We start from the raw sequence: 11614 nt of genomic DNA, 5'->3' as shown, positions 1-11614 counted from the left end.
CTTAAGCGGATTTTTCTTTATCTGTCGTTTGAAAATTTTTAGGTGAATTTTATGTTAAACCGAACCACCATCGCAGCAATTGCCACACCGCCGGGTCGTGGTGGTGTCGGCGTGATTCGCCTGTCTGGTCCCAAATCTTATGCCATTGCAGAAGCATTAACGCAGAAATCCCTGCCTCAAGCTCGTTTTGCTGGTTTCCGTAAGTTTTATGATGCATCGAATGAAATCATGGATGAAGGTTTGGTGATTTGCTTTCCAAATCCGCACTCCTTTACGGGGGAGGATGTGGTGGAACTTCAAGGTCATGGCGGACCCGTTATTCAAAATGCATTATTGGCGCGGTTGCTAGAATTAGGTGCTATTGCTGCGAAAGCGGGCGAATTTTCGATGCGCGCCTTTGAAAATGGCAAAATGGACTTGGTGCAAGCCGAGGCGATTGCCGACTTGATTGATGCTACCTCGCAAGCGGCGGCACGTTCTGCGGTACGTTCATTACAAGGTGCCTTTTCGAGCAAGGTCAATACGGTGCTAGAAAAACTTATCCATTTGCGTTTGCATGTGGAAGCAGCGATTGATTTTCCTGAAGAAGAAATCGATTTTTTGGCAGATGGTAAGATTTTGGGCTTATTGGATGAAGTGGCAAGCTCGGTCCATGCTGTACAGCAGTCTGCTCGTCAAGGTCAGTTACTACGTGAAGGTTTACAAGTGGTGATTGCAGGTAAACCCAATGCAGGTAAGTCATCTCTACTCAATGCTTTGGCGGGTGTGGAACGTGCGATTGTGACGGATATTGCCGGTACGACACGTGATGTTTTACATGAAAAAATCAGCCTCAATGGTTTGCCGATTACCTTGACCGATACCGCTGGTTTACGTGAAACCGGTGATATCGTCGAAAAAGAAGGGATTCGTCGCGCAATTAAAGAAATTGAGCAAGCTGACTTGTTACTTTTGGTCTATGACTTAAGTCAAGGCGAAGATCCACTGCTATTGGCTCAAGCGTACTTTGCCGATCATATCGAACCGAAGCGTTTGATGTTGATTGGTAATAAATGCGATTTGACGGGATCTACCGCAGAAATGACCGATTTAAACGGTTTTCGACATATTCGCGTTTCGGCTAAACAAGAAACTGGCGTTCAAGCGCTTATTGATGCGATTACAGCGCATGCAGGCTTTCAACCAGAGGAAGATACCTTTATTGCTCGAACACGCCATTTAGACGCAATGAAGCGCACTCAGCGCTATCTTGCAGAAGCACGTGAGCAGTTGGTGGTTTATCATGCGGGTGAGTTGGTGGCTGAATCTCTACGTTTGGCGCAAAATGCCTTAGGTGAAATTACCGGCGATTTCAGTGCGGATGATTTGCTAGGGAAGATTTTTGGATCATTCTGTATTGGCAAGTAATAAAACGATTGAGCTCCTCATTTCACCTATGGATAGATCCATCCAAAGCACGATATTCGAAAACATCGTGCTTTTTTGCATGGCTTTAGCGTGGATTTGAACCAAAAATGATGTTAAAGATCGATCTCAGCACATCTTTCATTTTCATCCCTTAGATTCTCAAATGAATCACACCACACAAAGGTTTAATTTAAAATTATTGATTTTTATAGGGTTTCTTAATTGTTTTTGGGTTTAAGAAGCACCTAATACAAGATGCTTCTTGAATACGATCCGTGGTTAATTGGTGTTCAGACTACGGTGCCAAAGCAATAAGCCGATACACAATAAACCTACGCCAATACAAAAACCTAAAACACCGACCATCAAGCCAAAATGATCAGATAAATAACCAGCCGCAATAATTGGAATAATGGTTCCTAAATATCCGATAAACAAATAGGTCGAGATCACCGCAGCACGGTTTTGATTGTTGGTCATTTGATGAACTAAGCCAAATGCGCCTAAAAGCCCTAGACCATGCCCTACACCGACTAAAATATCGCTAATAAAAAACAATGCACTCCAGTGTTGGGTCATACATAGCGCAAGGAGCGCATAGCTCAGTATTAACACTATTAAGCCGGCATTGACACATTTTGCAGAAGGAATCGATTTCGCCATAAATTGCACGACAGCGGAAACCAGCAAGATACTTGCAATGGCACTACCACTGACCAAAGGGCCATGCCATGGGATTGCATCTTTGACGAAAGAGGGTGCGAGTGATGCAAATAAGCTGAAGGAGCCAAAGGCACAAAAGGCGGTCAGTCCGGCGATATAAAATCGTGAATGATCACGTTTTTCAGGCAATTCCAAATGTGGTGCCACTGAAAAAGGCTGTGGCTCAAAATTCGGTGTGCGAATAAAAAATAACCCTATTAAACACGCCAAACCCCCAAAGATCACAGGGATATAAGGGGTAATTAAAGGCTGTTCAGAGAACTGAGCGATCACCCCACCAATAAATGGGCCAAGACCAAAACCAATCACAGTTATGATTGAACTCAGCTGCGGAGCATTATTTTTATGCTGTTCAGGAATGGTATAGACCATGCCAAGCATAGCTGAGGTACTAATTAAACCCGAGGCAATGCCGATAATAAAGCGCCCGATAGATAACCACAGCGCATTACTGGCAAACACCGACAAGCTTAAACCCAAGATGATGCACGCCATACCGATTTGCAGGGTTCTTAAAAAACCAAAACTATTACTGGTACGACCTAAAAACAGCAAGGTCGCTAGGCAACCAAACATGTAGGCAACAAAGATATAGGTGATATGACTCGGCAGCAGTCCCCAAAGTTGTTGATAAATGGGATACAGAGGACTAGCTAGCGCTGTACCAATAGTGCCCATACAGAGTGCAAGGCTCACCATGATAAATGGTCGCCAAGAGGGAGATGTGGTCATTTTAAAGTCGCAGAGGTACAGTCAATAGGGTCAATATTGTGCTGCATGAGAAAGAAGGAAATATGGGCTCAGTTTAATGCCGATTGTTTTCTATGGTCAAATCACAGTTGTAACGTTATCCATAGCGTTTAAGCAGTTTTACAAATTCTTCCAGTTCTGCTTCATTGATTTCAACATCTTGAGGCAATACATGATGGCGTAAATGTGCTTCGATTAATTCATTCATTAATCCATTTACAGCACCTTTGATGGCCGCAACCTGTTGTAATACCTCAATACACCCTGCTTCGGGTTGCTGTAAAGCCAGTTCAACCGCATTGACCTGACCTTGTAGACGTTTAACCCGATTTAAAATCTTTTTGTCCTGATGTAAATGACTCAACACTTTCTCCCGAAAATAAATATACTATGGGGGAGTATATTTAAGCATAGAACCTAATGAAAACTTCCCCATCCATCCGAATTCATCATCATCAATTTGATGAAGGTAATCCACTCGCACAAAAACGGATCTTAATTGCCACTATTTTAACGGCAGTCATGATGTTGTTAGAAGTCATTGGCGGTTGGATTTTTAATTCGATGGCATTATTGGCAGATGGCTGGCATATGAGTTCACATATGTTGGCATTAGGCTTGGCCTATTTTGCCTATCGTGCGGCACGCCACTATGCTCAAGACGCTCGTTTTAGCTTTGGAACTTGGAAAATTGAAATTTTAGCGGGCTATAGCAGCGCGATATTATTGATGGTCGTTGCTGCATTTATGGCTTTTCATTCGGTGGAACGCTTATTCAACCCGGTCCAAATTCATTATAACGAAGCAATCCCTATTGCGATTTTAGGTCTGGTGGTGAACTTGATCTGTGCTTGGTTATTGCATGATGACCATCACCATCACCATCACCATCACCATCACCATCACCATCATAGCCATGAGGAGCAGCATGATCATCATCACGACCTCAATCAGAAAGCAGCCTTCATGCATGTGGTTGCTGATGCGGTGACTTCTGTGTTGGCGATTGTGGCTTTATTTGCTGGAAAATGGATGGGCTGGGGATTTTTAGATGCGCTATTGGGGATTGTTGGTGCGGTACTTGTTGGTAAGTGGGCCATTGGGCTGATGAAAGAAACTGGACAAACATTACTGGATGCGGAAATGGATCACCCTGTCGTTGATGAGATTCGAGAGATTTTAATGCAATTACCTGTCGACGTCGATGTAACTGATTTACATGTATGGAAAGTGGGTAAAGGTCAGTTTTCATGTATTGTGGCCTTAGAAACCAGTCAGGCATTGAGCGCAGATGAAGTGCGTCAAGCGCTGTCGATTCATGAAGAAATTGTACATGTGTCTGTTGAAATTAATTCACCTGATGCAGCTTAATATGTTCCACGTGAAACGGCATGTAGCTATTGCGTAATGAACTGAAAAAAGCCCAAAACTTTCACACGTTAGGGCTTAGAATGCTCAATCAATTAAATGTTGAAGTTCTGTCTATGTTGAAAAAAGTATGTGCGTTGGCGTTGAGTACCACCCTTTCGACTTTTGCTTTAGCAGATGCGGCACAGGTTCAAAAGCTCTTGGCAGAAAAGCACCCCAGTTTAAAAATTGAGAATATTCAAAGTACCGAAATGCCGGGCATATATAGTGGCTTTGTTGAAGATCAAGTTTTGTATTTGAGTGAAAATGCGGATTATGTGATCGCAGGTTCTATGATTCGTTTAAAAGATCAAAAAAATCTGACCAAACAATTGATCCTCAGTCAGCAAAAAACTGAGTGGAATAAACTTCCATTACAAGATGCGATTAAAACAGTCAGGGGGAATGGGAAGCGCCAAATCGCGATCTTTTCTGACCCAAATTGCCCATATTGTAAGAAGCTTGAAGTAGAACTGGCAAAACTCAATGATGTGACCATTTATACTTTTGTCACAGCGATAAAACCACAGTCGTTGGCGCCATCGAAGCAGATTTTTTGTGAGTCAAACCCTGCTATGGCCTGGAATAATTTAATCAATAAGGGAATTCAACCGAAGTCAGCGAAAAGCTGTGCAAACCCGATTGAGCGAAATTTAAAATTAGCAAAAAGCTTAAAATTAAATGGTACACCGGGAATTGTGTTTGCTAATGGTTCGATTTTAACAGGTGCATACCCGACTGCTGAATTAGAATCAATTTTAAAAGAGATTAAATAATTTCAAGCTGTACGATGAATAAAGTACAATTAAAAAAATACCCGTCTATAGGCGGGTATTTTAATGGCGTTATAAAAAAAACTAGACACGGGTTTTTTTCGTTACAAGGTTATAGATAAACAACACGATAATCGCACCAATGACGGAAGCGATAAATCCAGCGGCAGAATTTTCTCCATATAGACCTAATAAACGTCCGCCATAGGTCGCAAGTAAGGAACCTGCTATCCCGAGAAGGGTGGTCATAATGAAACCCGCTTTGTCATCTCCAGGATGGATCGCACGTGCAATTAAACCAGCAATAAAACCAACAACAATCGCAACAATGAGTGACCACATAGTAACTCTCCTTTTGTTATCATGTATTTGTTTTTTACGACATGTTCAATCTTTATCTTTAATCAAAACTAAGCTGAGCTACAGCCTAAACATGCAAAAAACTGTTGTTTTTTTGTTCTGAAATAGCAAGAAAAGTAAAAAAAAAGTGGCCTTCGGCCACTCTTAAGTATCTGATCTTGCTTAGAGACCAATTTCGCCAATAAATGGAATGTGACGATATTTTTGATCATAGTCCAGACCATAACCTACGATAAATTTATCTTCGACTTCAAAACCTAAAAATTTCACTTCGAGTTCAATCTCACGACGTGAAGGCTTGCTAACCAAAGTACAAAGCTCGATTGAATTTGGATTGCGCGTCTGTAAAATTTCTAAAACTTTGCTTAAGGTATTTCCTGAATCGATAATATCTTCAACCACCAAGACATCTTTATCTTTAATGTCGCCGTCTAAGTCTTTTAAGATTTTTACATCACGAGTAGATACGGTCCCACCGCCATAACTTGAAACGGTCATGAAGTCGAGTTCATGCGGTTTTGAAATTGCGCGGCAAAGGTCAGCCATAAAAATAACAGAACCGCGTAAAAGACCGATTAACACCAACTCTTTGTCGCTGTTAGCATAGTGTGCATCAATTTTTACGCCAAGCTCTTTCACTTTAGCTTGAATTTCTTCAGTGGAAATCAGTACGCTCATTTGAACAGACATGGGTAGATACCTAAAAAAGCAAATCAAAAAAATAAAAAAGGTGTTGACTTGCAACACCTCTAAAGATGAACCAATTTTAATACATCTGGCTCGCAGATGCATCTTTTTTGCCGTTGAAAATGTAATCAGTTTTTCTTGGAAGTGCTGTCACGCTTGAGTAAGCACAAACAAGCGACGGCAATCAGTCCAATTTTCAACGCTGTTTTTCGTCTCGGTCGAGCCGTTTTATGCTTTGACATACGCACATTGTCCAAACACATAGGTGGCATGGATATTACGATCATCACCCATCAGCATGAGGGCAAATAAAGCATCTTCCAGATTTTTGGCACGTTGTTGACGTAAGGCTTGTAAAGCCGTGGCATTTAAATCGAGCACCACAAAATCTGCTTCTTTGCCTAAATCAAAGTTTCCAAGTTTGTCCTGTAGGTCTAAGGCTTTTGCTCCCCCTAACGTGGCATGGTACAGCGCTTCAAATGCGGACAGTTTATCGCCTTGAAGTTGTTGAACTTTGTAGGCTTCATTGATGGTTTGTAGTTGGTTAAATGAGGTGCCTGCACCAATGTCTGTGCCTAAGCCGACTTTCACCTGTTTTTCCCATGTTTTCTTTAATGGAAATAAACCACTGCCTAAGAACAAATTCGAGGTTGGACAAAACGCAATGGCAGAGTTGGTCTGATGCATACAGTCCCATTCAGCATCTTCCAAATGCACACAGTGTGCAAACACGGAACGTGATCCGGTCAGACCATAATGATGATAAACGTCTAAATAGCCGTTTTGCTCAGGGAATAATGATTTGACCCACGCAATTTCATTTTTATTTTCACTCAAATGCGTATGTACATAAACATCAGGATACTCGGCTTTTAGCTCCCCTGCCCGTGCCAATTGTTCAGGCGTTGAGGTTGGGGCAAAGCGAGGCGTGATGGCATAAAGGTTACGGCCCTTGCCATGCCACTTTTCGATGAGTGCTTTGGAGTCGTTATAGCCACTCTCTGCAGTGTCACATAATGCTTCAGGTGCATGTCGATCCATCATCACTTTACCGGCAATTAAGCGCATCTGATGCTGTTCTGCAGCCTTAAATAAAGCATCGACCGATTGTGGATGAACGGTACAAAAAACCAAGGCTGTTGTGGTTCCGTTTTTGAGTAACTCGTTTACGAAGAACTGTGCAATTTGCTCTGCATAAGCCGGATCTTCAAATTGGATTTCGGTTGGGAAGGTATAAGTATCAAGCCATTCCAGCAGTTGTTCACCATAAGCCCCCATCATTTCCGTTTGTGGATAATGGATGTGGGTGTCGATGAAACCCGGAACAATCAATTGATCTGGATAATGCTGTACGTCAACCTGATCTGGGAGATGGTGTTGTCCCTCAGACCATGGACCGAACCATTGAATTTTTCCGGCTTGCGTAATCAGCAAACCATCTTCGAAATAGCGCACTTGGTCGTGAATTTCACGTGCTTGGGCAACTGTATTCTGAATATCTAGAAAGCGACCACGGATCGCTGTAGATGCGATAACAGAAGACATGACATACCTGCAGTTTAGAATTTTTTCGGTTGATTGTAGCCCAATTTGGTTCAAAATACCGTTAGAGTAATTGTGAAAATGTGTTCTAAAAAATAGAACAGATGTTTATGAGTGATTCTGTTTTTTTGTTCATTGTATTTGATTTGAATAATACAAAAGCATTGAGCTGTATACATTGCATCGATGAATGAATAAAGACCATGAGTCGCAACGCTTGCTATATTGATCTCAAGAGCGCCCTTTAAAAAACGATAATGAACCCTTTAGTGAACATGAGCTATTCAGACCAATTAAAGCATAACCTGCTTCAGCATCAAGGCATCATGCAGATTTTACATGCCCTGTATGCCATAGATACACAGGCTTATTTGGCTGCAGGCGTAGTTCGTAATTTGATTTGGTCACAGCGACATCAACAAAACTATGCACTGGAAGGCACAGAAGTGGATGTGATTTATTATGCGGAACATGATGATGGAACACAGGGTCAAAGAATTCAACAGCAGATGCAGTTGGATTTTCCTCACATTCATTGGGATGTCACCAACCAAGCGACAGTACACCAGTGGTATCGCTTGGAAAATGGTGAGCCGATACAGGCGCTCAAGTCGATTGAGCATGCCCTATCGTTGTGGCCAGAAACTGCTACTGCCATCGCTGTTAAATTGGATGATCAACAGCAAATACAGCTGATTGCTCCTTTGGGCTTAGATGATTTATTTGAGTTAAATGTCCGCTGGAACCCACGCTTAGTCAGTCAGGCGACTTTTTTGCAGCGTGTGCAGCAAAAACAATTTTTACAGCGCTGGCCGAAACTCAAACTCTTGATGACGCCTGAAGCTTAGTCCAAGTTTTCGTTGCAGAATAAAAAAGCCTTCTCGAAAGAAGGCTTTTAATCATCTAAGTGTTTTAAAGCGTGGTTTCATGGTACTTCTTGCTGTGTCGGATCGATAACCACGCAGTGATGGTTAAGGTCACCACAATAAAGCCGAGTGAAATCCAAATTGGCATGTGGAACACATCGAGCAACAGCATCTTAGCGCCAATAAACACCAGGATAATGCCCAGACCATACGGCAAGTAATGCATTTTCGATGCAGCACCAGACAAGAGGAAGAACATGGCACGTAGACCCAAAATCGCCATCAAGTTTGCAGTCAGTACAATAAACGGGTCAGAGGTAACCGCAAAGATTGCTGGGATTGAGTCCACCGCAAAAATCACGTCCGATGCTTCAACCAAGATCAACACTAAAAAGAGCGGCGTTGCCCACAAGACACCATTTTGACGAACGAAGAATTTATCTTCATGCATTTGAGGGGTAATACGCATGTGTTTACGTAGCCACTTCAAAATTGCCATATCTTCGATATCTTTGTCGTCTTCGTCTGAACCCTTAAGGAATTTAAAGCCGGTATACACCAAGAACGCACCGAAGAAGTACAGCACCCAAGAGAATTCTTGAACGAACCATGCCCCAATAAAAATAAAGATGGTACGCAGCACAATTGCACCAAGGACACCGTAGAGTAACAGTTTACGCTGCAAAGCAGGTGGAATGGCAAAGGCAGCAAAGATCATGAGCCAGACAAAAACGTTATCAATTGCGAGTGATTTTTCGAGCAGATAACCAGCGAAATATTCCATGACTTTGGTGTTTGCAACAGCGACACCAGCGGTTTGCTGTAAGTAGAGCCACAGTGCACCACCGAATAAGGTAGCCACAGAGACCCATGCAATACTCCAATAGGCAGCGGTTTTGACTTTGATTTCTTGGCCTTTGTTATTTTTAAAGCCTAAAAAGTCGATGAGTAGCATGATGGTGACTAAACCGAAAAATGCCAGATATAGCCATAATGAGCCAATCGTTTCCATGTGTATTCTCCACATCTAACAACCAGCCATAAAAAAACCTCGACCAGTTGCCAGACGAAATAAAACGCCTGAGACAACATGATCAAGGTCTTGCCTACATCGTACTGTAATGATTTGCAGCAGCGATGCTCAGATACCGACTTTTTGCAAAGTGTAATGACGATATTCTGACACGTAAAACAAGGTTTACGTTTGGAGGAGGCTACTCCCCTTGTTCAAATTTTGTTTTGGACACTGTCCAAATATGCGGCAAAGCATGACAGTTTTTAGTACAAAGTGCAATCGGCAATTTGCGAATTCATTTAATGTGCCACAGGAGGGTTAAAATCACCACGGTGTACTAACGCTAAGGCTAAAAGTGTGCCGATCACGGCGATGATTCCTCCGATCACACCAATATAACTCAAACCGAAATGAACGCTGACGATACCGCCCAAGAGTGCACCACCGCCAATCCCGACATTATAAAGTCCCGAATAAATAGCCATGGCGACATCGGTGGCGTCGGATGCGAGATGTAGTGTCTTTGACTGTAATGCGAGACTAAATCCAATGATACTCATGCCCCACAATAAGCACACTGCACTTACACCTGCAAAACTGAAAGAAACAGGAAGCAACAGCAGCATGGATAAAGCCAGTGTGGCTGTACTTAAAGGAATCGCAACTTTGGGATATTTCCCACCAAATTTTCCAAAGAGATAAGAACCTAGAAAGCCTGCTGCACCAAAGATTAATAACAACGTGGTGGTTTGCATGGAGCTGAATGCAGCAATGTTGAGCGAGAACGGTTCGATATAGCTATATGCGGTAAATTGCGCGCTAATTACGATAATGGTTAATGCAAAGACCATCATTAAGCTTGGACGGCGAATAAACTGTTTTAGGCTGCTCAGCGAGCCAGAGTTCAAACTCGGCAGTATCGGCAGCGTTTTGGCTAAAATCAGGCAAACGATACTGGCGCCAATGCCAATCAGAGCAAAGGTATTTCGCCAACCATAGGCTTCTCCGACCATACGCCCAAACGGAATACCGAGAACCATTGCCAAAGCTGTGCCTGTGGCTAAAAGTCCCAAGGCTTGAAATTCTTTGCCTTTCGGTGCAACACGAACTGCCAGCGACGCAGTAATTGACCAAAAAAGTGCATGCGAGAAAGCAATGCCAATTCGACTGAGCAATAAAGTATTAAAGCTCCATGCGAAATACGACAGAATATGGCTGACAATAAACACCATAAATAAGCAAATCAGGAGTGAACGACGTTCAATATTTTTGGTCAATAACATGATCGGCAAAGAAATCGGAGCAACCACCCATGCATAGAGCGTAATCATGATGCCGACATCGGTCGCTGCCAAGCTAAAGGTTTTGCCAATATCGCTGAGTAAAGCGACAGGTACAAATTCAGTGGTATTAAAAATAAATGCTGCGAAAGCCAAAGCAATCACAGCCGTCCAAGAGCCAGAAGAAGCCGTTTCGGAGGGAGAGGCAGACATGAGTGTCTTCAAATAAATAAAGTGGCTTATTTTACTATGCTCTATACACGAGCAGGAACAGATTTAAGCCCTGTGCATGCGGTTTAAATTAATACAAAAACAACAGAGTTGACCTGCATTACATGCCAATTTATAAAAAAATGGAGGAAATTTAAGATGTTTGTACAACAAGATGATGATCAAAAAAAAGGAGCTTTTTTTGTTGAGCAAGATGGGGACCGTTTGGCAGAGATGACTTACTCATGGGCAGGCGATGATAAATTTATTATTGATCATACCGATGTCAGTGACAGCTTGCGAGGACAAGGTGTTGGACGACATCTCCTCGATGCAGCAGTGAATTTTGCTCGGGAAAAGAACGTGAAAATTATTCCGCTCTGCCCTTTTGCAAAATCTGTATTTGATAAAGATGAATCGATTCGTGATGTTCTACGCTAATACGCTAAATTGTATAGCGTGATGTGAATTAGGGTGTGTTGACATTTACAGCCGATAAATTGAGCTAAAGAGGCAACCATATAAATATACAAGCTAAAGCAACAGCGCTTTGATAGTTACGTTTTAGCTTATCGTATCTTGTGGCAATTCCTC

Annotated in this window: 12 protein-coding genes and 1 pseudogene; 5 read left to right on the top strand and 8 right to left on the bottom strand. The window is 42.4% G+C overall.

Annotated elements, in window-relative coordinates:
* Positions 1 to 51 precede the first annotated feature (51 nt).
* Complete coding sequence (mnmE, locus tag FTU36_RS13485) at positions 52 to 1407, top strand: tRNA uridine-5-carboxymethylaminomethyl(34) synthesis GTPase MnmE (RefSeq protein WP_180118255.1); 1356 nt, start codon at positions 52 to 54, stop codon at positions 1405 to 1407.
* A 279-nt stretch (positions 1408 to 1686) separates the two neighbouring features.
* Here mnmE and FTU36_RS13480 read toward each other — a convergent pair whose 3' ends face one another.
* Positions 1687 to 2829 (bottom strand): MFS transporter, encoded by a 1143-nt coding sequence (locus FTU36_RS13480; protein ID WP_180118275.1) that lies wholly within the window; start codon positions 2827 to 2829, stop codon positions 1687 to 1689.
* A gap of 148 nt (positions 2830 to 2977) precedes the next feature.
* Positions 2978 to 3244, bottom strand: a complete 267-nt coding sequence (locus FTU36_RS13475; protein WP_180009138.1) for a metal/formaldehyde-sensitive transcriptional repressor — start codon at positions 3242 to 3244, stop codon at positions 2978 to 2980.
* Between the two features lie 56 nt (positions 3245 to 3300).
* On the opposite strand from FTU36_RS13475, the gene dmeF reads away from it, so the two are divergent.
* The gene (gene dmeF / locus FTU36_RS13470; RefSeq protein WP_180118253.1) at positions 3301 to 4251 is read left to right on the top strand and encodes a CDF family Co(II)/Ni(II) efflux transporter DmeF; all 951 of its coding nucleotides are present in this window, start codon (positions 3301 to 3303) and stop codon (positions 4249 to 4251) included.
* A gap of 113 nt (positions 4252 to 4364) precedes the next feature.
* The gene (locus FTU36_RS13465) at positions 4365 to 5063 is read left to right on the top strand and encodes a DsbC family protein (protein ID WP_180118273.1); all 699 of its coding nucleotides are present in this window, start codon (positions 4365 to 4367) and stop codon (positions 5061 to 5063) included.
* An 81-nt stretch (positions 5064 to 5144) separates the two neighbouring features.
* On the opposite strand, the gene FTU36_RS13460 is transcribed toward FTU36_RS13465, so the two are convergent.
* The 3 genes from FTU36_RS13460 to guaD form a co-directional block, all read right to left on the bottom strand.
* Positions 5145 to 5402: a GlsB/YeaQ/YmgE family stress response membrane protein gene (locus FTU36_RS13460; protein ID WP_180027157.1), complete on the bottom strand. Its 258-nt coding sequence runs from the start codon at positions 5400 to 5402 to the stop codon at positions 5145 to 5147.
* A gap of 180 nt (positions 5403 to 5582) precedes the next feature.
* Positions 5583 to 6110: a hypoxanthine phosphoribosyltransferase gene (gene hpt / locus FTU36_RS13455; RefSeq protein ID WP_180118251.1), complete on the bottom strand. Its 528-nt coding sequence runs from the start codon at positions 6108 to 6110 to the stop codon at positions 5583 to 5585.
* A 225-nt stretch (positions 6111 to 6335) separates the two neighbouring features.
* Entirely contained in the window at positions 6336 to 7652 is a 1317-nt protein-coding gene (gene guaD, locus FTU36_RS13450; protein WP_180036057.1) for a guanine deaminase, read from the bottom strand.
* A 272-nt stretch (positions 7653 to 7924) separates the two neighbouring features.
* On the opposite strand from guaD, the gene FTU36_RS13445 reads away from it, so the two are divergent.
* Entirely contained in the window at positions 7925 to 8497 is a 573-nt protein-coding gene (locus FTU36_RS13445; RefSeq protein WP_257224864.1) for a nucleotidyltransferase family protein, read from the top strand.
* Positions 8498 to 8561: 64 nt separating this feature from the next.
* On the opposite strand, the gene FTU36_RS13440 is transcribed toward FTU36_RS13445, so the two are convergent.
* Positions 8562 to 9527: a TerC family protein gene (locus FTU36_RS13440; protein ID WP_078189519.1), complete on the bottom strand. Its 966-nt coding sequence runs from the start codon at positions 9525 to 9527 to the stop codon at positions 8562 to 8564.
* 302 nt (positions 9528 to 9829) lie between these two features.
* Positions 9830 to 11023, bottom strand: coding sequence for a sugar transporter (locus FTU36_RS13435; protein WP_180036059.1), 1194 nt, complete (start codon positions 11021 to 11023; stop codon positions 9830 to 9832).
* Between the two features lie 132 nt (positions 11024 to 11155).
* Here FTU36_RS13435 and FTU36_RS13430 point away from each other — a divergent pair, with 132 nt between their 5' ends.
* On the top strand, positions 11156 to 11461 hold the full coding sequence (locus FTU36_RS13430; protein WP_373684168.1) for a GNAT family N-acetyltransferase: 306 nt from the start codon (positions 11156 to 11158) through the stop codon (positions 11459 to 11461).
* Positions 11462 to 11525: 64 nt separating this feature from the next.
* On the opposite strand, the pseudogene FTU36_RS13425 reads toward FTU36_RS13430, so the two are convergent.
* Positions 11526 to 11614: pseudogene (locus FTU36_RS13425) on the bottom strand (IS5/IS1182 family transposase); the annotation flags it as partial.

The organism is Acinetobacter sp. YH12096 (assembly GCF_013419215.1).
In the GTDB taxonomy this organism is placed as follows: domain Bacteria; phylum Pseudomonadota; class Gammaproteobacteria; order Pseudomonadales; family Moraxellaceae; genus Acinetobacter; species Acinetobacter amyesii.
This window is presented reverse-complemented; position numbering and strand designations above follow the sequence as displayed.